Origin of the sequence: Pantoea sp. EABMAA-21 (genome assembly GCF_030053335.1) — a bacterium.
Classification (GTDB): domain Bacteria; phylum Pseudomonadota; class Gammaproteobacteria; order Enterobacterales; family Enterobacteriaceae; genus Pantoea; species Pantoea communis.
This window is the reverse complement of record NZ_JASGBX010000001.1, coordinates 290,238-312,083: the sequence shown is the minus strand read 5'-3', so window position 1 is coordinate 312,083 and position 21,846 is coordinate 290,238. Positions and strand designations below refer to the sequence as shown.

Here is a 21,846-nt window from a genome sequence, read left to right as displayed (position 1 = left end):
TTTATATCGCTCTTTGTCACGCATCCATTCATCGCCTAAGAGAAACTCAACAAGCCCCATCTCTGATAACTCTTTCCTGACAACGGGTTTGACGGAGGAGAGTACTGATCCTCTCTCTTTAATTATTGATAATAATCTATAGTGTTTCTAAGCAAGTTTCATATCAGCCATCCTTTGCAATAAATCCTTCACAATTTAACCATTGCTTTAGTTACATGCAAAGAAATTTTCCTTGGGAACGCTTTTGAAAGCAACAAAGTGGGGTGAGAATAGCAGCCATAGGCCAACTCGAATTTTAAGCTGTTACATATTAATACGATGTTTTACGCGCATCCAGTCGTTAAACAATAGCTTAAATTAAAAAACGTATTTCTACGAGTGATGTAAGAATTGCTTTGAACGTTTTACTGCTGAGAAAAAACCCGCAATAGCGGGTTAAAAGCTGGATTTAAAAGTTGTTTTTATAACCGATTCTTAAAGCTACTCATCCCTCTAGAGGGTGCTTAATTATCTGTATTAAGCAAAAAATTATAGTGCTTTTTGTGATTAAAACGTCCAGGATGAATCTTATAATTTATCAAAGTGAGCTACAGGAACAGTGTTAATGGAGTAATGCGCAACCAAGTCATAGTAGGTATCTAGTTAACTAAATTTGTGCTTTCAGTTCTTTAAGCGTCTTTGAAGCCATATGTCCAGTTCGGGATCAGATAGCGGCTTAGAGAAGAAATACCCCTGAGCCTGGTCGCAACCAAAATCACGCAGAAGAATTGCTACTTCAGCGTCCTCTACACCCTCCGCAAGCACCGTATAATTCAGCTCTTTTAACATTCTGATAATACTGCGCGCGATGATAAGCGAGGAGGTATCTTCTAAAACACCTGATATAAGTGAGCGATCAAGTTTTATTATATCCAGCGGCATTCGTCTCAGATAACTGATGTTACTATAGCCTGTCCCAAAATCATCCAGAGATATGGTAAACCCTTTTTCATAAAGTCTATGCAAACCGGTTAGTGCCTGTGCATTTTCTATAATCCGCTCAGTTTCCAGGCATTCAATTCCCAAGAGATTATTAGATAAACGTGCTTCCAGCATTTTTGATTCTAATAAATCTGCAAAATTGTTTTTCGCGAAATCGTTCAGGCTGACGTTGATTGTGATGGGCAATTGAATATTCTGTCGATTGAATCGCTTTAGGCAGGCTATCGTCTTGTCAATCACCCATTCCGTCATCTCATGAAGTAGATCCGTTTGTTCAGCCATGGGTACAAATGCCGCGGGTGACAGTTCCCCTCTGACAGGATGTGTCCAACGTATCAGCGCCTCCAGGCCGACGGGCTGACCCGATGTGAGACAGGTTTTAGGCTGATATACAAGGTATAAGCCTTTATCAAAACGTATTGCATCAGAAAGCTCATTCATAAGAGTAAAATCATTTGAATGTTTTATTTCTTCAGACTCTTTATACATCACTGAGGGTAAATTTTTATCGATCGCTTCTTCAAGCGCAGCCGAGGCACGGCGAACGACATCACAGGCTTTGGATGAAATCGCCGTAAAATCCGTTTGGCCCGCATGGGAAGTAAGAGTTATTGATATCCCATTACCTAACTCAGCACAGATGCCTTCCATACGCCCTGCAATCCACGAGGCGTCCAGGCGGCTTTCGTCGCGCACCAGAATGGCAAAACGTCCAGTGGAAAGCGCATAGAACATCTCACCGTTTTGAGGACGTATTCGGCGAGGCAATTTTATAGCTATATCCCTGAGAAGTTCTTCAACCGGCACCATTCCAACTGTTTTAGCCAAGTCATAAGCATGAGCCATTTTCAGGCAATCAATAATAATAAGACGACGCTTGACCTTATCTCCTTCTGCAGCGAGCGACTGCATATCGCTGATTAGTCGGGAGCGGTTGGGCAAGAGAGTGACAGGGTCATTAAAACCGGTGGCATGCCAGGCTTCGAGAAATGACATAACCAACTCAGCAAGCTGTTGTAGTGTCGCGAGTTGCATATCGCTGAACGGATGTGGTTCCCGGTCAGTTACGCAAAAAGTACCTAATACGTGGCCTTCACGATCTTTGAGCGGAACGCCCGCATAAAAACGTATGTAGGGTTCACCAGTAACAAAGCGGTGGGTTAAGAAACGAGCATCCAGCCATGTATCTGGAACGATGAGAGCATTGTCGTCATTAACAACATGTTGGCATAAAGACTCATCTCTTTTTGAGTGTTTCAGTGAGAAATTATGTGAGGCCCGAATGTATTGGAACTCCTCATCTAAAACTGAAATGAAACTTCCTGGGATACCCAGCGCCTGATTGGCTAAATGAACAAATTTTCTCAGAACACTGTCCCTTCCTTCATCAGGTGCGAGAAGGGCGTCAAGCGCTCGTTTTCGACGTTCATTAGTAGCATTTAAATTTTTTACCATAAATCCCCCGTGCCGGGTCTAATAACCGGAACGTAAAAGTGAAAGAAAAATAACCGACCGGAAGAAGAAGCTAAAAACTGACTGAAGATTACGCTTTTTGTTGTCTCTTTCGCCATCATAAGACAGCCCCTTGAGTTCGTCCTGTTTTTTTTAGTTTAATTAAAAGGGGCAATCTGTTTGAGAAAAATATTTCTTGCTGGAATATTTCCTTTTTTTTAAATGCCTGCCAGACTCTAACTGATAACGCACTTGTGCGCAATCTAATAGCGCACTACTAAAATAATTTATATGGTTACTATTTTTGTCTAAATTAATCACAACACCAGGTAATTAAATGAACTTTCTTACGAATTTTACTATTCGCCGGGTAGTGCAGTGCATTCTCGTTGCCGCTTTTATTATTGTTGCTCTTGCAGGCTTATATGGTTCAGAAATCTTAAGAGATCTACATAAACAAACGCAGCGTGAGGGAAAGTTGGTTGCTCAACTCATCTTTCTGACCCGAGCAGGTAATACGATGAAATCAGGTGACGATTCCATAAAGAGAACCTTAGCAGAAGAAGTTCCTGCTACACCGGACTGGGATGAATTTCGAACAGCCTTGACCGGTTCTGATATAAATTTTAATTCAGCATCAAAAGAGCGTTTAGAATTCCTCGAGGAGAGACTGGCTGACAAAGAGAATGCATTCAACGATGATTGTCAAAAACTGGAGTTAGCATTCACCGTTGCTTCATTATTTATCTTTATGTTACTGGTTTTCTGCGACCGCTTTCTGGTCGTGCACCTCGTTGAGCCTCTGGCAACCTTAAGGGAACATTTCAGAGGAATTGCTTCCGGTGAACTGACTAATCCACTGCAAGATTTGGGTAGAAATTGTGTAGGGCAGCTGGTACCACTGGTGAAAGCCATGCAAAACAGTCTTTTATTAACTGTACTTTCCATCAGGAAAAATACGGACCTGCTGAAGCGTGAGGCTGCAGACATCGAAGCGGGCAATACTGACCTTTCTGTAAGGACTACTCAACAGGCAACTTCCTTAGAGCAGACCGCACATAGTATTACCCAGCTGAGCGCGAACGTTCAGCAAAATGCATTAAGTGCTGATGAAGCAAGCAGTCTTGCTGAGAAAACGGCATATATCACCGGAGAAGGCGAAAAGCTGGTGAACTCAGTTGGCCTCATGATGAATGGTATTGCCGAGGAAGCCGAAAAAATACGGCAGTTTACTGCCACAGTGAACAGTATCGCATTTCAGACAAATATACTGGCGTTAAACGCTGCCGTTGAAGCAGCCCGGGCAGGCGAGCAGGGCAGAGGGTTCGCTGTTGTTGCTACAGAAGTACGTACACTTGCACAACGCAGCGCAAGTGCAGCCAAAGAAATTGAAGGATTAATCAATACAACTCTCGCTCGTGTGAATGAGGGCAAAGAGGTCGCAGACCGTGCCGGGCACACCATGGGAGCGGTGACCCAATGCGTTTCTTCAGTAGATGAACTCATCAGGAAAATCTCTTATGCTTCAAATGAACAGAGCAAAGGGATCATTCAGGTGACGCAAGCAGTTACCGATATCGAACGGGTCACACAGCAAAATTCCACATTGGTAAGGCATGTTGCAAGTTCAGCCGTAAGGCTCAATACCAGAACCGAAGACATGGCTAAGACCATCATTCATTTCGCATTACCGGCAACCACACAGGTGTGAGATATATTAATCGACGGCCTGGCATAACTGATTCAAATGATAATAAACTCTCGCTTAATTACAGATAATTAAATCATGGGTTTGGGGGTTATGAGAGGGGGATGCTCCCTGAGCCATGTTCGTATCAGTTCTCTATTTGAGCCAACCTCTCTGATAGCTCTGGTTAATCTTTCCTGAGTGGTTTGGAGTGTAAGAGTCCAGTAGGTAATTTGCCAGTGCTCATTTATTATTACCTGCGTCAAATCATGGGGAATGCGACGTTGAATTGGGTCTTTCATGACTAACCTCATATGATATTTTTCTGATTTAATTGGGGCTCATTGGGGTGTCAGATTCTGAATGATTTGATAAAACTAAAAAGCAGAATATTCCCTATTAAATGTCTAAAACTATTTATGGGATGTTTCTGATATAGAGACGGCTATTAAGCGAGGCGGGATGGAAGCATAAGCGAAGCGATATTTTTTAATTCGATAACTAAAAAATATTAGCCTTAAACAGTTGAAAGTGAAGTTATTTATAAATCTGTTTGACCACTACACATACCATAGACTAACGCCAGAGATAAGTTATGAAGAAAAACAACTTTGTACCGGTAATGTCCGCCCAGAATGACATTCGCAGCTTGCGCATTGAAGCGGGTATGACTCAGGCTAATGCAGCCGAAAGATTTAATCTGAGCCTGAGAGTGTGGCAGATGAAAGAGTCGCTTTCGAAACCTGCTCAACTCAGTCAGGGAGAATACGAATTTTTACTACTGCTGGCAGGAAAACACCCAGAATATCAGCTTTCCACCAAATAATTGTTGCCGGCAGTATGCATTCTGCCGGCACAGTAATGTGGGGGGCAGCTTATCAGGAAATAAATTCTTCGAGAACCCAGACACTTACGCTACCCGCTTTACATTTAAACACGCCTTCACCTGATTCATTAGTCTTGATAACTTCATCGGAATTAAAAAGGAAGTCTCGCCAGATACGATTAGCTAAGGGTTCACCAAGATTAAGCGTTTTCTCACCATCATCACCATTTGACATTATCACAACGCATCCTGGTTGTTCCGCCGTGCCACTCCGGCTGAATGCAATGCAGTTAGGATGATCAAACCAGGATGTCTGGACGCCATGCGCGAATTGCTGACGTGCCAGCACTAGCTTATCGAGTTTATCTATGACTGGCATGTCTACACGATGGGTTTCACCATCATTACCTGTGTCTTCATAGTCTGCTCCAAAGAGGTCGGGGTAAAATACTGAAGGAACGCCATTTTCTCTCAATAAGATAAGCGCATATGCCAGCGGTTTAAACCAGGCTTCAACCGGGGCTTCTAAAGACTGCAGGGGCTGAGTATCATGATTAGCAACCAGCGTGACCGCATGAAAAGGATTGGCTTCAACTAATGTGCCTTCAAAGATTCGGCTCATATCATAATCACTACCTTGTTTAGATGCCTCATGAAATTTCATATGGAGAGGTGCGTCGAAGAGCATTGTCTTCCCTTCAACCTGGTTTATATATTGTTGTAATTTGTCTAACTCAAAAGACCAGTATTCAGCCACAATAAATAGTGGCGAATCTGATACAGCTTGTACATGTTCAATCCATTCTTTATAGAACCAGGCGGGAATGTGTTTTACCGCATCAAGTCTGAAGCCGTTACATCCGGTTTGCTCCATGACCCAGCGCGCCCAGTATTTTATTTCTTCAGTTACTGCGTGATTTCTGAAGTCGATGTTTGAGCCCATAAGGTAATCAAAATTACCCATTTCTTCATCAACCTGCTGATTCCAGCCTTCACCCGTGTAATCATTAACTATCTTAAATACCCCATCCTCTGATGGGTTTTCTATGTGGTCTACACCATTAAAACACTTAAAATCCCACATAAACTGAGAGTATTTTCCTGCTCTCGCCGGAAAGGTATAGCGTGTCCAGGCTTCGCAGTTAACAACTTCTTCGTCAATTTTTGTACGGTCGTTTTCATCCACTCTATTGACCTGAACTGCCTCCTTTTCATCAGCCCCCATTTTATGATTGACAACAACATCTAATAAAACAGCAATATCATTATCTTTCAATGAGCTGATAGCCCTGAGTAAATCTTCCTTATTACCATATTTTGTTGAAATATTACCTTTCTGGTCAAATTCTCCTAAATCGAACAGATCATAAGTGTCGTATCCTACGGAAGCTGCACCCCCGGCGCCTTTATAGGCAGGGGGTAACCAGACCATGTTTATTCCAGATTCCTTCAAGTCTGACGCTCGCTCAGTGAGTTCAGGCCAGAGTTTGCCACCTTCAGGGTAATACCAGTGGAATGCCTGTAGCAGAGTTGGATTCTTCATTTTTTTCTCCATGTTTAGACATTTTAATTATGGAGTGAAAAATGATTTTTGCAGCGCGGAAGGTTTTTTATATTTTACTTTTTTTCATTGACAACTCGTAAGAAATAAAAATTGATTGGTCGTGAGAAAAGCAGCAGGGCTCTTTAGAATTGTATAAGCAAAATGCCGTAAACGAGTCTTTTATCTTTACTTAAACTCCTTTAATGTGTTGCTGGATGTCGATAAATAAAATTTATCTTATTGTGACGATTTCTAAATCATTTGGTGATATGCGACATAACGAAAAGATGTTGAAGCGTGGTCGAAATCTAAGTGAGGAAAAAGAAGTAGCAATCGATTTATGCGTTATGAATGACTTCTTGCCAAATAGTTCTAATGAAATTGGGGAAGGGAAATTTGCATGTGGTGAATTTAAAATCTAAAGCTGCGCTTGTTTAGATTGATTAACTCTAAAAAAACCTCTATAAGTGGAAATCCTTAAACACTTACAGAGGTGATGCAATGCACCATTCGTTACATGCGGCGATAGCCGCGGCCCAAAGTTATACAATATGACATCAATTGTACATTTCTTTTTCATTGCTATTGAACTCTTCCGTACATAGCAGCATGATTTAATAAAAATTCTTAGATGAATTTAGTGTGAATGATTCAAATTATTTATATTTAAATCAATCTCGTGAAGTTAAAGTGCCAGGTCGTTAACGCTGAACTAGTTGATTACTATCAAGTAAATTGTCAAGTTTGAAAATTGCGCATCTAATAGTTACTCCAAAAGCTAGACTTTTTAAATTCACGGCTTCGCTTTATTTTTTGATTTTTTCTGCTATTTAATATTCAAAATAATTAGCAGTGAGTGGTGGGGTTAGTGAGAGAAAACGGACTTGACCTGCAGTTTTACGTCGTTGAGATCAGAAAAATAGCCGCGGCACATCAGTCGGGTTTGAGTCTTTTGGAAGCCAAAAGGCAGGTTGATTCTACCATACAGCATATGCGAATTAACCTGAGGGATGACAAATCTTACCAGGCCCGCCAGTGGAGTACCTTACTGGATGCTCTTAAAACTTATAATCGGAACACCGTTGACCCCCGATGGGCAAAAGTGATAAACCATGCCAATTTCAGAATAAAGAGCCGACTAAATACAGTCATTTATTATCGAAAAAGACTGCGCGAGCAGCGGTCAAGCCAAAAGGATATTTAAATTCATTTAAAAATCCGGTTGATCGAAATTAAAAAGCAGATTCATTAAAATTTGTTGCGTCTATCTTAATTAAGAATTGAAAGGTTTTTTCGATTATTTCAAAATTCATTCGTCCTGATGCTATGGAGTATATTTTTATAAAAGTGTAAAAAACGTATTTTTGATAAAATTCAAATGCCCTTCGATATTGCCACCATCACTTATCAGCAACTCGAAGGTGTTCGTGCAGATACTGAATTTCCAAGTTAGGAACCTACCCGGCCTTGGTGTTTGAAACCTCCTCAGTATGTATTGAAGTGCTTTGATACGTTCTGAAAGTACGATTAAAATAAAATCATTTCCTGTTTTTAGTTGGTTGTCTCAGAAAGCCACTCACTGAAAATAAGAGATGTTTTGTCGCCATGAATTTCAAAGGCAAGTAGTGCTGAAGAGTCTCAAGGTGTTGATTAGCCATGCGCGAAGAAATAAAACCCGGATAGATATCCGGGCGGCAGAAGTTTTGCCTTAAATTGATGGCGTCCCGCTGGGAACGGGAACAGTTTAGTATGTAACTGAAATATTGCTAATCCGAAAATAAAAAACACAGATGGCTATTACTGCAGTCTGTGAGAAGTGTGTCAGATAATCTTTCCTAATTATCTCTGGCCAGCAATGATGCGTCGAGTCACCACTGCAGGGAAGCCAGTTTTTCCTGCATAACTAAAACATTCATGCGGTTAAGCATTCTAGTCAAAGGGTTTGTTTTAACTCTGTGGTTGTCCGACCGGGCCCTTACCCAATGGCCCACCTGGCACCGACTCATTACTCGGTGCATGTGGGCGGCCATCGTTACCCACCGCAGGGCTTTCATGCTGGCATCCCGCCAGTGTAATCAAACTCGCTATGATGAACATCCCGCCTAATAAATTTTTCATAATTTGCTTCCCATGGTAAGGCAACGATATGTTGCTAATTAAGCATAGAATTTCTACAAAATCTGTCAAAGTTCAGGAGTAGAATTAAATGTTGATTTCAATTATTTTAACAGGTAATAAAGGCCGTTAAGTACGGGCATAATTTTGGTTGCCAGAAATTTATTGTTCAATATGACATCATTCCTAATGGCAGTGCTACATCGCCTTAGCGGTAATATTTTCCAATCGCATAGCAGCTAATCTGACATAAGCAATATAAAAAGGGTTTTGTGTTTATGGTGAATACTTTTCAAGATATCAAATCACCAGTAATTCTCTGCTTCATCTCACGCTGATGCTTGTGATAGTCCTCGCCACACTCTGCAGAACAGAAAGCGGTGTTAGCCACTATTGCCTCATCAGTGCACCAGATACAGTTACCATTTCGGCTTACCAGGCGCGGCTTACGGGCAGACAAAGAGGCCGCTAAATGCGCTTCTTCACGTTCCTGAGCCAGATCCACGTCATCCATTAGTTAAAGTCCTTATTGTCATTATGTTGTATTACTGAGCACTCTTCGGCCTGAGTTCTCAGGTGCCATTCACTGCGCAGACATTCAGCTTAGTTCATTTGTTATGAATAAGCAGTTTAACGCTTTAAATAGCCTGAATTTGCTGATTTTTCATACAAATTCCCGGCATTAAATATTCCTTCCCGGTCATGGGTTACCCATCGCCGAAATGGGCTATTGAGATTCTTTACATACCATATCTCCTTTATCAAATGCCCTTCACGTATTAATTCCTATAGCATTCAATCAGCTTAAAAAGTCTCAAGCGGTACGGCTTGAACAGCATTACCAACTCGTTAATACTGTGTGTAAATGGGTCTTCCCCGATCATGGTGGGAGACTCAGAACGCCATATTCAGTTTCCCGTAGTGGAACATCACTCCCAGCTTAAAGCGCTCCCGGTTTCGGTATCCCCTGGCTTTTATCCTCAGCAGCCTGATCTTGCTGTTCAGTGCCTCCGAATTTCCGTTTGAGACACTGTGTCGCATGGCATTCAGGATCCCGTACAGCCTTTTTCCTATCGTTTTAGCCGCGTTTTTCATCATGGGAACGTCACTGCTGGCCGCCAGCGCCAGCCATCTCTGCCAGTCATTCCGTCTTTCCTCGCTCCATGGCCTGTTCCAGATATCCTTTGCCAGCTCTTTTAGCGCCCAGCACTGGCTCGTCAGCTTCATCTGTGCACGCAGCCATATCAGCTTTTCCTGCCTGGATTCGGTCATCCACTTATCGCTGTACTGCCACAGGAAGCGGGTTCCCTTTGCCTGACGCCGGCTTTCTACAGGGAGGTGCGGATGTTCATTCTGGCGGGTTTTATCCACCACTTCGCCCAGTTGCTTTGCTACATGGAAGCGGTCGAAGGCGATTTTCTCAACCGCACTGGGTAAGTGGATACGTGCTGCTCTTATATATCCTGCATTCATATCCATGGAGAGCGTTTTGATAGCCAGCAACTGCCCGTCAGTGAGCGTGCGAAGATAGCTGGCAAGGCTCTCTGTGCCGCGATCATCCGTTAAGGCCAGCGCCCGTCCATCGCGATCGGAGATCACCGTTATGTAACGATGTCCTTTTTTAAAGGCAACCTCATCCACATTCATATGACGGGCGGATAATGGCTTTTTTATCCGGGCAAGGCCTCGCTTAACTGCCCGGGTCATAATGCCGTCAACCGCATTCCTGCTGAGCTTAAGTTGTTTCCTGACAGCATCAACGGTGCTGATTTTCAGCCATGAAAGCACGAACGATTCGAACAGAAGCGTATACCGGCTTCCCGGACCCGCCCACGGAACAGGCAGGGTCTGGCAACCATGCTCCGGACACATAATGCGGGGAACATCGGCTTCGACAATCGTGGTGAACTGGGAGGTATCAAGATGGCGCCATTTACGATGCCGGTGATCGTGCACAGGACAGGATTTGCCGCAGGCAGGACAGGTTAATATCGCATTTTCAGCGATTCCGACGGTGACAGTAACGGAACCCGCATTTTCATCAAGGGACAAGGATTCAACCTGCCACGGACCGGACAAATTGAGAATGTGGGCATAGAGGGATCTTTCATCCATAAGAGCGTACCGGATTAAAATTAGATACCCGGCATACTTACACATTCTTCTGGCACCCAGCCAGATTCACCTGAGTCATTGAGCGCCCAGTACCAGCTATTAAGGGACTTCATAACAGTAATTTGCTCGCCGGACCTGACTGATAATTCATGCGCTGTATAGTCTTCGAGGCAGACGACTTCATTTGCACTGAGGGGAGTAAATATTTGTTGTGGGGCCCATCCAGCTTTACCGGAGGCAAGCGCTATCCATACCCATCCGCGATATTCAAGATCACAATGGCTGATAAAGGCAGTACTGTCTTTCTTTATAACGATGGGGTCAGGATAAGCAGAGATGTAATCTCTGATGACAACAGCAGCATTATTATTCAAGTGTTCTCCTCCTGTTGTTCGGTAAACAGCAAAAATCCTACAACAGCCACCACAACAGGGGAAGACCCTTATACATACAGTGTTTATTGGGATTATTATCATGGAGTTTTTCAGACCATCGGAAATCCGCGCCAATCTGGAGTTGCCGCTTATTATTGCCAGAGTCCCGTGTGGCTTTCCTTCGCCTGCTCAGGACTATGTCGAACAGCGGCTGGATCTTAATAATCTGTTGGTCAGCCATCCCAGTTCGACCTATTTCATCCGGGTCAGTGGTGATTCGATGATCGAGGGTGGTATTAACGATGGCGACATGCTGGTGGTGGACAGCTCCGTCAACGCGGAGCATGGCGACATCATCGTGGCTGCAATTTCTGGAGAGTTCACCGTGAAGCAACTGATGACCCGGCCCGTCCTCCACCTAAAGCCAATGAATGCAGCACATGCCATCATTCCGATTCCCGATGCCGACCAGTTTGAAATCTTCGGCGTTGTCCGGCACTCCATTAAGACGATGGGCCGTTAATGTTTGCCCTGGTGGATGTGAACTCGTTTTACGCCAGCTGTGAAACGGTGTTCAGACCGGACCTGCGTGGCAAGCCGGTAGTTGTCCTCTCTAACAACGATGGTTGTGTTATCGCGCGTTCGGCAGAAGCGAAAGCACTGCAGCTGCCTATGGGGGCACCGTACTTCAAGCTCAAAGACGAGTTCAGGCGTCATAAAGTTCAGGTATTCAGTTCCAATTACGCCTTATACGCAGACATGAGTAACAGAGTGATGACCACTCTGGAAGATATGGCACCCTCAGTTGAAATCTACTCTATTGACGAAGCTTTTATGGACCTGACCGGGATACGTAATTGCCGTGTGCTGGAAGACTACGGGCGGGAAATTCGCGCGCGCGTAAAGCGCGATACGCATCTGACCGTTGGAGTGGGGATAGCACCCACTAAGACGCTCGCCAAGCTGGCCAATCACGCCGCCAAAAAATGGACGAAAACCAGGGGCGTGCTGGATTTATCGAACATTGAGCGCCAGCGCAGGCTGATGGAACTGGTGAAGGTCGAGGATGTGTGGGGAGTGGGCAGGCGTATTAGCAAAAAGCTGAATGCGATGGGCATCATCACCGCGAAGGACCTTTCAGAGCATAGCACGTACATCATCCGTAAGCATTTCAATGTGGTGCTGGAAAGGACGGTGAGGGAGCTGCGTGGCGAACCCTGCCTCGAGCTGGAGGAATTTGCGCCCACGAAACAGCAGATTGTCTGTTCGCGTTCATTCGGTTCCCGCATAACGGAATACCAGGATATGCGTCAGGCGGTGTGTGCTTATGCCGAGCGCGCGGCCGAAAAGCTCAGAAGTGAACGACAATACTGCCGGCAGATAGCCGTTTTCGTCCGAACCAGTCCGCACGCGGTAGGGGAGACGTTTTACGGTAATCAGGCAATGGGCTCGCTGATAACACCCTCCAACGACACGCGGGACATTATCCGCGTGGCCATGGAGTCACTGGATCGCATCTGGCTCGATGGATGCCGCTTTATGAAAGCCGGCGTTATGCTGGGAGATTTCTACAGCCAGGGCGTTTCTCAGCTCAATCTCTTTGACGAATTTAAGCCACAGGCTAACAGTGAAACGCTGATGCGTGTCGTTGACGGCCTTAACCAAAGCGGGAAGGGGAAATTATGGTTTGCAGGACAGGGTATGCAGAAAACATGGGCTATGAAGCGGGAAATGCTGTCGCCGGCTTACACCACCCGCTTTTCGGACCTCCCCGTTGCGAGGTGACATTTTTACTAAATCCTCTTCAACTGCTGCTACCCACAAGCACAACATGTTATGTGGTCGAGTTTCAGGGGCGGACCTGTATCATTGATGAACGACTGCGGCCGGAAGATGGTGATACTGTTTTGCTGGATATGTTAGGGATGTATGAGTGGGGAAACCTATACACACATCCAAACCGGGTAATAACGGATGAAGGAGTGATTCTGGAAGAAGACTTACTGGAAGATATGGCTATCCTTGGCGTAGTTACTCATGAGGTCACGGCCATAAAGGTACAAGATAGATCGCCAATCTGATGCAGTAAATAAAAAGCCCGGGAGAATCCAGTCACCCGGGCGGCATCAATGTATGCCAAACATTTCCAATAAGAGTTGTGTCGTCTAAACAGGGAAGTAAAAGGCGACCTTTTGAAAATAGACTGTAACTGATTAAACGCTAGCGAAGCGGCAAAAAGAATGAGAACAGTTGATGTTTTGAGGTTTGATGATGGCAGGAAGAAGGTGATTCAGTCAGGGGGGCAGTGTAAGAAGGTCAAAAGAAAGACACATAACGATAGATAGGATAATTCGGGTGGAGAATCTTTCGCCTTTTACTTAAGTAATCCGATATTAACGTTAACAGCATGAAATAGACTCTTTAATGAAGTACACAGACTTTGACGCAAAAAAAAGCACAGGATGCCCTTGAGTTCAGCCTGTGCAGAGAGTGTCTAATAATCATTTATCTTTTTTATTGTTCTGCCATGATAAGGCGTTTTACCACATCATGGAAATCCATTGTGCCTGTAGCAGAAAAATTATTGCAAGCAAAAGCACAGTCGTTAGTGCAGGAATCGTCAGGTTTCTCATACGGACCTGTTTTCTCATTCAGGAGGAATTTATTTACCAACAACTGTAGACCATACAGGAAGAAAGACCGCACTACAGGTGAGTTTAATCGTGGGCAATCTTTGGGATAATGATTGTACTTTCTGATATGACGCATCTTACATTGTATCGCATGTAGTGATGCAACCATTGCCAGTTGAGTACAAAAAAACACCCGTCAGGGGCAAGTGAACGTATAGTCAATATGGTTATTGTGCACCACTGTAATTGCCTGAAAATAAAAAACACATAATACTTGCATTGGCTAACAGTCATTCAAAAAGTACAATTGAAGCCGGAAGAATCGCATTGAACCGGACAGAAATGCATTCAAAGGCTAAATTCTCATCAAATGGAAAGGTGCGCTTAATTTATGTACAGCACCTCTGATTTAATACCCTCTTTTCAAAATGCTCCATTAGTGCTCGTTTTAGAAATATTGAAAGATTCAAAAACAGAAGTGTATGAGAATCTCCATTTAAAAGAAAAGCCCGGAGCTGGTGGCGAGCCGGGCCTGCACAAAGAGTGCGAATCATGATCAAACGGAGTTTTATCGATATCACAGGAAAGTGGTAGCGATAAAACAGAGTTTAGACTGTGATAATGGGATTGCATGCGAAGCGGTAAGATTAAGTCATGACTAAGTAAATTTTTTAAGGTAATGCCTGCTTTGCCATAGATAAAACTAAGCAGTGTTAGTGGCCTAACACCATAAAATAATTAGCTTAACCGAGTGAAGTTTACCTCTACACCAGGAGCAAAGTTAAACAATCAAAATCCTTTATTCAGCTTGCTATAGTCAGATTCGCAATCATTAAATACCAGGTTTGCCATCATGTAATCTAAAGCGGGAGAGATGGACGTTTATTGAAAGTAGTATTGAACTTATTCGGTATGTGCTGAAGGTGTCAGGCTTTCAACCACGGGATTTTATGGATGCACACTCTAGCCGTTTGAGCTAGCGCTAGCTATTAAGGGGTCAGGCCCCTGCCCTTAATGAGCGGGGCCATCGTTTACTTATCAGGGTTCGTCTATACGTGAAACTTTTAAATGCGCATTTTTACCTTTGCCAAACACCTTGCCACTGACGCGGATTTTATCTTCAGAATTGAAGGTTTTGCCTTTAAAGGTAGCCTCTGGAGCGTCAATGTTTACTGTGCCCGTGCTATCACGAAACTGATAAATGTTGCCCTTCACTTTTTTAACAATGTAACCTTCAAGAGTGACATAACCGCCCTGGCGGAAATCTTTTATCAGTGTGATCGGTGTTTCCGCGGTGTCTTCGGATCCTTTATAACCTGCATCTTCTTTGCTCTGAGGAGGTGGTGTTTTACCCGCTTCAAATCCGCCGGTTTCAGCACAAGCGCCAAAACTGAGAGGTAACATTACTGCGAGCCAGGCAACTTTATTCATTTTAATCTCCATTAATGAGGCATCGACTCTAAGCCTGGCACAACTTAGGAAAAATAACTGATGCGCACATAGTTTTGATGTTTCATAAAGATTAATAATGCAGCGATTGTGGGAGCTAACGATCTATTCAGGGAGATAAACGAGGGGCGAAATCAGGGGCAAATATCTTTTTCAGAGCACTAAATGGGGCATTGTCATTGGCGGTCAGTGTAAAACTGCGTACTTATGCAATATTCTAACCGAATGAAATATCAAGGCTATCCATTACTGCCAAGAACTTGTAGTAACTGTCTTATGTCTTCAGATTATATTGTTCTTTTTGGTTACTTCTTGATTTTCTGACATTATTTTCACGCTTGAGAATGAACGCAAGGGTCGTTGGCGGCTGAATAAAGCTTCAGCGGCAATGAACCCTTATGACATGAGTGCGTATGGTACGGATTGCGCAGGCGAATGCCAGTCTGATGTGATCTCTTTTCAAGGATTCCTGCGATAAAACCGCACACTTTGCCAGAACAATATGCCCATTTATTGATCTGGGTAAAGATTGTGCGCATCGCTGCCTGACAGGATGGATGAAGTGTTTTTTTAGTTTCTAAAGGTGAGGAGAGGCAGATGCAAACGTACGACATGGTTTTTGAAGAAGCGTGCCGGCTAGTCGGGCAATGTTATCTCGAGCTGGCACAGCGTGGATCAGCAACAGAAAAAGAGGTGGTAGCGACAGAATTGCGTAATCTGCAACTGCGCTATCGGGAGTTAACCGGCTCGCCCAATCGCGCGGTTGAGATGGCAATTATTCAGCTTCAACCCTGTTAAATCATTAAGCCCGGCCAGCGCGCCGGGCTTAGTTCATTTAGTCACTTTTCTCTACTTTACCGGCCATTTCCGCCAGTCTTTGATAGCGTTGATTGGCGGCTTCGGTTGCATCCTGCCAGATCTGCGCGGCGGCTTCCGGTTCACGGGTTTGCAACTGGCGGAAACGCTGCTCGTTCATCAATGCCTCTTCCAGCACCGAGGTGGGCGGGCGAGAGTCCAGCGCCAGTGCCGCTTTACCTTGTTCTGCACGTCGAGGGTCATAACGATACAGCGGCCAGAATCCGCTGGTGGTCAACAATCGCATCTGCTCATGGCTGTAGGCGAGGTCGTAACCGTGCTCTTCACACGGACTGTAGGCGATGATCAGCGATGGGCCGGGCCAGGCTTCCGCTTCCTGAATCGCTTTCACCGTCTGATTCAACTGCGCGCCCAGCGAAATTTGGGCCACATACACATGCCCATACAGCATGGTGGCAACGCCTAAATCCTTACGTGCTTTGCGCTTCCCTTGCTCGCCAAACTTGGTGACTGCGCCGAGCGGCGTGGCTTTGGAGGCTTGTCCGCCGGTATTGGAATAGCACTGGGTGTCGAGAACCAGCACGTTGACGTTTTCGCTCAGGCTCATCACATGATCAAGACCGCCATAGCCGATGTCATAGGCCCATCCATCGCCTCCAATCAGCCAGACAGATTTCTCCACCAGCGCATCGGCGATAACCCGCAATTCGCCTGCGTGCGCTGATGATGAAGCCGCCAGCTGCTGACGCAGTTCAACGATTTGCTCGCGACGAACAGAGGGCAGGACATTTTCCTCTTTCAATGCTGCCACTAAAGCGTCAGGCAACTGTGGCGCACACTGATCTAACAGACGTAGCGCACGCTGTTTCTGCTGATCAACGCTCAGGCGGAAACCGAGCCCGAATTCAGCATTATCTTCAAACAGGGAATTGGCCCATGCCGGTCCGCGTCCTTCAGCGTTAGTGGTGTAAGGGGTGGAGGGGAGATTACCGCCATATATGGATGAGCAACCGGTGGCGTTGGCAATTAACAGGCGATCGCCATACAGCTGCGTCAGCAACTTGATATACGGCGTCTCCCCACAGCCGGAACAGGCGCCTGAATACTCAAACAGCGGGGTGATCAGTTGTGAGGTGCGAATATCAATGCGTTCCAGCTGTTCCGCCGTGATTTCCGGCAGCGCAAGAAACGCATCGTAATTCACCTTTTCAGTTTCAACATGCTCAAGACGGGATTGCATGTTGATGGCTTTAATCTCCGGGTGCTGGCGATCGCTGGCCGGGCACACTTCGACACACAGATTACAGCCGGTACAATCCTCAGGTGCCACCTGCAACACGTATTTCTGGCCGCGCATATCGCGTGATTTGACGTCGAGAGAAGCGAGTGATTCAGGCGCGGAGTCCATGGCTTCAGGCGCAACGACTTTAGCGCGAATCGCCGCGTGCGGGCAGGCTGCTACGCAGTGATTACACTGCGTGCACAGGTCGGGTTGCCAGATGGGGATCGCTTCGGCGATGTTGCGTTTTTCCCACTGTGTGGTGCCAACGGGCCAGGTGCCGTCTGGCGGCAGTGCGGACACCGGCAATTTGTCGCCTAATCCTGCCAGCATGGCGGCGGTGACGGTTTTGACAAAATCCGGTGCGCTATCGGATACCACCGGCGGGCGGTGCGGGCTTTGCTGATCAACCGCCTGTAGCGGCACCGCTTCCAGCGCCTGTTGAGCCATCGCCAGCGCCTGCCAGTTACGCTGCACCAGCTCCTCGCCTTTACTGCTGTAACTGCGTGCAATGGCGTTTTGCAGTTCGGTTAATGCACTGTCGCCGGGCAAAATCTGCGTCAACTGGAAGAACGCCATTTGCATCACGGTATTAATGCGCGCACCGAGCTGGCATTCACGCGCAATACGCGCCGCATTGATGACATAAAACCGCGCCTGCTTGTCATTAAGCTGGCTCTGCACTTCCTGCGGCAGGCGTGACCAGACTTCATCAGCGGCATAAGGCGTATTCAGCAGAAAAATGCCGCCCGGTTTCAACTGGTCAAGCATCGAATATTTATCAATAAATTGCAGTTGATGACAGCCAATAAAATCAGCCTGTTGCACCAGATAAGCCGACTGGATGGGATGTTCACTGACGCGCAGATGGGAAACAGTCAGGCCGCCCGCTTTTTTCGAGTCATAAACGAAATAGCCTTGCACGTGCCACGGCGTGGCATTGCCGATGATCTTCAGGTTGTTTTTGCTGGCGCTCACGCTGCCGTCACTGCCGAGGCCGTAAAACAGCGCTTCCAGTCGCGCCCGGTTCGGCACGATGTTGGCCTCCATCGGCAGCGATAAGTGCGTGACATCATCATAAATACCCACGGTGAAACGCGCAGGCGGTTGTTCACGCTGCAGCGCACGGAACACAGCGAGCACGGCATCAGGGGCAAACTCTTTCGATGACAGACCGTAGCGTCCGCCGATCACTTTCGGCAGGGTCGGGCGTTCACCCCGGCTAAAGGCTTCAGCCAGTGCGGTCATCACATCCAGGAACAGCGGTTCACCCATTGCGCCGGGCTCTTTGGTGCGATCCAGCACCGCCACGCGCTGAACCGAAGCAGGCAGCGTTTTGATCAGATGCGCCGCTGAGAACGGACGATAGAGGCGCACTTTCACCAATCCGACCTTTTCGCCGCGCTGCAACAGAACATCAATCGCTTCTTCGGCGGTGCCGCAGCCCGACCCCATCATCACTATCACGCGCTCAGCCTGCGGATGACCATAAAACTCAAACGGCTGATACTGGCGACCGGTGTTAGCGGCAAACGCGTCCATAGCGGCTTCAACATGGCCGGTGCAGGCGTCATACCAGCGATTAGTGGCTTCGCGTGACTGGAAATAGGTATCAGGATTGGCGGAGGTGCCGCGAATGGTTGGACGATCCGGCGTCAATGCGCGTGCACGATGTTCTGCGATCGCTTGTGCTGGCATCAGTGCTTGCAGGGTTTCATCGCTAATAGGAACGATTTTGTTGATTTCATGTGAGGTGCGGAAACCGTCGAAGAAGTGGATAAAGGGCACGCGGCTATTGAGTGAAGCCATCTGAGAAATCAACGCGAAATCCTGCGCTTCCTGCACGCTGGAAGCACACAGTTGTGCGCAACCGGTCTGGCGCACCGCCATCACATCAGAGTGATCGCCAAATATCGACAGCGCATGCGTGGCAACAGTTCGCGCAGCAACATGCAGGACAAACGGTGTCAGCTGCCCGGCGAGTTTATACAGCGTCGGGATCATCAGCAGCAGGCCCTGCGATGACGTGAACGTGGTGGAAAGGGCGCCGGTTTGTAACGCACCGTGCACGGTAGCAATCGCGCCGCCTTCTGACTGCATCTCCACCACGCGAGGGATATCACCCCAGATATTGCGGCGACCTTCGCCAGACCAACTGTCGGCCAGTTCCGCCATGGTGGAACTGGGCGTGATGGGATAAATGGCGATCACTTCACTGGTGCGGAAAGCGACCGAAGCCACCGCACCGTTGCCGTCGACGGTAATCATAAATCGTCCTTTGCTACGCTGAGAAACCCGAAACTTTACGGGGGTAATAATTCACTTTAACAAAGCAATTTGGTTGGACTTTTTCATCTGTGTGGTGGCGACAGGTGAGCGCACTGCCATCTAAGGTTGTTGGTTTTTACATCATTTCTAATGATTGAACGCCTTTGATTTCCATCACTTTATCGTAGATGGTGTGAATAGCGGCACTGCGTGACAATGTCACCTCAACGCTGAGTTCACACAGGCCATTCTCCTCATCCCGATTTACCACAGCAATGTGACCGTAACGGATATTCTCGCGTTGCAGCACCAGCAACACCAGCGGCACGCTTTTGGGTTTAAGGTGCACCATTAGCGTGTGATGGCGGCCAATCAGCCAATGACTGATGCGACGGAAAGTTTCTAACACCACCAGCGCTAGCACCGTGCCATAAATACCGATTTCATACATGCCGCTACCAATCACCAGGCCAATCGCGGCGGTGACCCACAAACCTGCGGCGGTGGTTAAACCCTTGACCACTTGTTTTTGGATGATGATGGTACCGGCGCCGAGGAAGCCCATCCCACTCACCACCTGTGCGGCAATTCGGCTGGGATCCAGCGCCACGTGATCACTATCAAGCATGTCGGCGAAGCCATACTTTGACACTAGCATAAACATGGCACTGCCAATGCCCACCAAAATGTGGGTGCGTAATCCGGCCTCTTTGGCGCGCATCTGACGCTCGAGGCCAATCAATCCACCCAAAATGCCGGCGAGCGCAATACGGATCAACATGTCTGTTAGCATGATTCCTCCTTATGCATTGATAAATAAGATTGTTTCGGTGAAAAAAGGCTGTTCAGGTCCAATCAGGATAATTCTGCTTGCAAAAGGCGATAAAAAAATTTGTAAAAAGCTGTGTCGCCTATCGATCCCTTGACGCACCTGACATATGCTGGGGGCTCTTTTAAGCCCAACTCCCCGGAGCCCGACCGATGAGAGCCGCTACCTTACTGCTGGCCGGTGCAGCACTGTTACTTTCTGCCTGCAGCAGCAACAGTGATGACGAACCACCACAACAGGCTACCGCAGCACACGTTCAACCGCATGTTGTTATGGCATCTATGGCCGAAGTGAATTGCAGTAATGCCGGGGGAACATTGGCGTTTTCACGCCAGCTGGATGGATCGCGTATTGGCATGTGTCAGTTAGCCAATGGCCGTCGTTGTGACGAGCAGGCGCTGATGGGTGGACAGTGCGCCCGCTGAGGCAGGCGCCACATCTTTACGCTTTCACCTGATTCGGGCAGTCTTCGCCACGTTCAAGCTGCTGTAAATTGCTGAGCGTGGTTTCGGAAATCGCCGTCAGGGCTTCGGCAGTCAGGAATGCCTGATGGCCGGTGAACAACACGTTATGGCAGGCTGACAGGCGACGGAACACATCGTCCTGAATCACATCGTTCGATTTATCTTCAAAGAACAGATCGCGCTCATTTTCATACACATCCATACCGAGTGAACCTATCTTTTGCTGCTTCAGCGCATCAATGGCTGCCTGTGAGTCGATCAGGCCACCACGGCTTGTGTTGATGATCATCACCCCATCTTTCATTTGATTAAAGGCTTGTGCATTGAGCAGATGATGATTTTCAGGCGTCATTGGGCAATGCAGCGTAATCACATCGGATGCGGCAAACAGCGTTTTCAGATCGACATACTCGGCACCCAGTTCGAGTGCAGCAGCACTTGGATAAGGATCGAACGCCAGTAAACGCATGCCGAAGCCTTTCAGGATGCGCATGGTCGCCACACCGATTTTACCGGTGCCAATCACACCCGCCGTTTTGCCGTGCATATTGAAACCGGTCAGGCCATCCAGCGAGAAGTTAGCATCACGTGTGCGTTGATAGGCGCGGTGAATGCGGCGATTCAGCGTCATCATCAACCCCACCGCGTGTTCAGCCACCGCTTCCGGCGAATAGGCCGGTACGCGTACCACCTGCAAACCGAGGGCGGCAGCCGCTTCAAGGTCGACGTTATTAAATCCGGCACAGCGCAGCGCGATGGTTTTCACGCCCAGTGCCGCCAGCTCCTCCAGCACCCCTTTACTGCCATCATCATTAACGAAAATGCACACCGCATCGCAGCCCGCCGCATTTTTGGCCGTGGTTTCGCTCAGCAGGAAGTCAAAGAACTGCAGCTCAAATCCAAAGCTGGCATTGACGTGTTCAAAGTATTTCTGGTCATAGTGTTTGGTGCTGTAAACCGCAACTTTCATTATTTCGCTCCTGAAAAATGCAACGTCGGTATCATCACAGAATAA

The 21,846-nt window shown here is 46.8% G+C and carries 19 protein-coding genes; 8 read left to right on the top strand and 11 right to left on the bottom strand.

What is annotated here, in order from left to right; translation table 11 throughout:
* Window positions 1-660 precede the first annotated feature (660 nt).
* Window positions 661-2,436, bottom strand: coding sequence for a GGDEF domain-containing phosphodiesterase (locus QMZ65_RS01370; protein ID WP_283215251.1), 1,776 nt, complete (start codon window positions 2,434-2,436; stop codon window positions 661-663).
* Between the two features lie 334 nt (window positions 2,437-2,770).
* Between QMZ65_RS01370 and QMZ65_RS01365 the strand changes: the two genes are divergently transcribed.
* Window positions 2,771-4,144 (top strand): methyl-accepting chemotaxis protein, encoded by a 1,374-nt coding sequence (locus QMZ65_RS01365; protein ID WP_283215250.1) that lies wholly within the window; start codon window positions 2,771-2,773, stop codon window positions 4,142-4,144.
* A 68-nt stretch (window positions 4,145-4,212) separates the two neighbouring features.
* Here the strand turns inward: QMZ65_RS01365 and QMZ65_RS01360 are convergent, their stop codons facing one another.
* Window positions 4,213-4,422 carry a DUF3606 domain-containing protein gene (locus QMZ65_RS01360; RefSeq protein ID WP_283215249.1) on the bottom strand — a complete coding sequence of 70 codons (210 nt, stop codon included), beginning with the start codon at window positions 4,420-4,422 and terminating at the stop codon, window positions 4,213-4,215.
* Window positions 4,423-4,715: 293 nt separating this feature from the next.
* Here QMZ65_RS01360 and QMZ65_RS01355 point away from each other — a divergent pair, with 293 nt between their 5' ends.
* On the top strand, window positions 4,716-4,946 hold the full coding sequence (locus QMZ65_RS01355; protein WP_097117052.1) for a helix-turn-helix domain-containing protein: 231 nt from the start codon (window positions 4,716-4,718) through the stop codon (window positions 4,944-4,946).
* Window positions 4,947-4,998: 52 nt separating this feature from the next.
* Here the strand turns inward: QMZ65_RS01355 and amyA are convergent, their stop codons facing one another.
* Window positions 4,999-6,489: an alpha-amylase gene (amyA, locus tag QMZ65_RS01350; RefSeq protein WP_283215248.1), complete on the bottom strand. Its 1,491-nt coding sequence runs from the start codon at window positions 6,487-6,489 to the stop codon at window positions 4,999-5,001.
* 215 nt (window positions 6,490-6,704) lie between these two features.
* Here amyA and QMZ65_RS01345 point away from each other — a divergent pair, with 215 nt between their 5' ends.
* Window positions 6,705-6,911, top strand: coding sequence for a hypothetical protein (locus QMZ65_RS01345; RefSeq protein ID WP_283215247.1), 207 nt, complete (start codon window positions 6,705-6,707; stop codon window positions 6,909-6,911).
* Window positions 6,912-8,436: 1,525 nt separating this feature from the next.
* On the opposite strand, the gene QMZ65_RS01340 is transcribed toward QMZ65_RS01345, so the two are convergent.
* The 4 genes from QMZ65_RS01340 to QMZ65_RS01325 form a co-directional block, all read right to left on the bottom strand.
* A complete protein-coding gene (locus tag QMZ65_RS01340) occupies window positions 8,437-8,607 on the bottom strand; it encodes a hypothetical protein (RefSeq protein WP_166935051.1) in 171 nt (56 codons plus the stop codon).
* Window positions 8,608-8,896: 289 nt separating this feature from the next.
* Window positions 8,897-9,118: a DUF2116 family Zn-ribbon domain-containing protein gene (locus QMZ65_RS01335; protein ID WP_097117055.1), complete on the bottom strand. Its 222-nt coding sequence runs from the start codon at window positions 9,116-9,118 to the stop codon at window positions 8,897-8,899.
* 380 nt (window positions 9,119-9,498) lie between these two features.
* Window positions 9,499-10,719 (bottom strand): ISL3 family transposase, encoded by a 1,221-nt coding sequence (locus tag QMZ65_RS01330; protein WP_283215246.1) that lies wholly within the window; start codon window positions 10,717-10,719, stop codon window positions 9,499-9,501.
* A 20-nt stretch (window positions 10,720-10,739) separates the two neighbouring features.
* Window positions 10,740-11,093, bottom strand: coding sequence for an SH3 domain-containing protein (locus QMZ65_RS01325; RefSeq protein WP_160834697.1), 354 nt, complete (start codon window positions 11,091-11,093; stop codon window positions 10,740-10,742).
* A 100-nt stretch (window positions 11,094-11,193) separates the two neighbouring features.
* Here QMZ65_RS01325 and umuD point away from each other — a divergent pair, with 100 nt between their 5' ends.
* The 3 genes from umuD to QMZ65_RS01310 all read left to right on the top strand — a co-directional run bounded on the left by umuD (window position 11,194) and on the right by QMZ65_RS01310 (window position 14,282).
* Window positions 11,194-11,616, top strand: a complete 423-nt coding sequence (gene umuD, locus QMZ65_RS01320; RefSeq protein WP_097117057.1) for a translesion error-prone DNA polymerase V autoproteolytic subunit — start codon at window positions 11,194-11,196, stop codon at window positions 11,614-11,616.
* The gene (gene umuC, locus QMZ65_RS01315) at window positions 11,616-12,878 is read left to right on the top strand and encodes a translesion error-prone DNA polymerase V subunit UmuC (RefSeq protein WP_160832981.1); all 1,263 of its coding nucleotides are present in this window, start codon (window positions 11,616-11,618) and stop codon (window positions 12,876-12,878) included. Before umuD ends, umuC begins: the two co-directional genes overlap by 1 nt.
* 1,239 nt (window positions 12,879-14,117) lie before the next feature.
* A complete protein-coding gene (locus QMZ65_RS01310; protein WP_176505720.1) occupies window positions 14,118-14,282 on the top strand; it encodes a hypothetical protein in 165 nt (54 codons plus the stop codon).
* Window positions 14,283-14,764: 482 nt separating this feature from the next.
* Here the strand turns inward: QMZ65_RS01310 and QMZ65_RS01305 are convergent, their stop codons facing one another.
* Window positions 14,765-15,157 carry a YgiW/YdeI family stress tolerance OB fold protein gene (locus QMZ65_RS01305; protein WP_097117058.1) on the bottom strand — a complete coding sequence of 131 codons (393 nt, stop codon included), beginning with the start codon at window positions 15,155-15,157 and terminating at the stop codon, window positions 14,765-14,767.
* A 615-nt stretch (window positions 15,158-15,772) separates the two neighbouring features.
* Between QMZ65_RS01305 and QMZ65_RS01300 the strand changes: the two genes are divergently transcribed.
* A complete protein-coding gene (locus QMZ65_RS01300) occupies window positions 15,773-15,973 on the top strand; it encodes a DUF2767 family protein (protein WP_034821329.1) in 201 nt (66 codons plus the stop codon).
* A 37-nt stretch (window positions 15,974-16,010) separates the two neighbouring features.
* Here QMZ65_RS01300 and nifJ read toward each other — a convergent pair whose 3' ends face one another.
* Together nifJ and QMZ65_RS01290 are read right to left on the bottom strand one after the other, a co-directional pair.
* Window positions 16,011-19,538, bottom strand: a complete 3,528-nt coding sequence (gene nifJ, locus QMZ65_RS01295) for a pyruvate:ferredoxin (flavodoxin) oxidoreductase (protein WP_283215245.1) — start codon at window positions 19,536-19,538, stop codon at window positions 16,011-16,013.
* A 136-nt stretch (window positions 19,539-19,674) separates the two neighbouring features.
* Window positions 19,675-20,331 carry an MgtC/SapB family protein gene (locus QMZ65_RS01290; protein WP_034821327.1) on the bottom strand — a complete coding sequence of 219 codons (657 nt, stop codon included), beginning with the start codon at window positions 20,329-20,331 and terminating at the stop codon, window positions 19,675-19,677.
* 188 nt (window positions 20,332-20,519) lie between these two features.
* Between QMZ65_RS01290 and QMZ65_RS01285 the strand changes: the two genes are divergently transcribed.
* Window positions 20,520-20,792, top strand: a complete 273-nt coding sequence (locus QMZ65_RS01285) for a putative hemolysin (RefSeq protein WP_283215244.1) — start codon at window positions 20,520-20,522, stop codon at window positions 20,790-20,792.
* A gap of 16 nt (window positions 20,793-20,808) precedes the next feature.
* Here the strand turns inward: QMZ65_RS01285 and QMZ65_RS01280 are convergent, their stop codons facing one another.
* The gene (locus QMZ65_RS01280) at window positions 20,809-21,801 is read right to left on the bottom strand and encodes a 2-hydroxyacid dehydrogenase (RefSeq protein ID WP_034821521.1); all 993 of its coding nucleotides are present in this window, start codon (window positions 21,799-21,801) and stop codon (window positions 20,809-20,811) included.
* Between the last annotated feature and the right edge of the window lie 45 nt (window positions 21,802-21,846).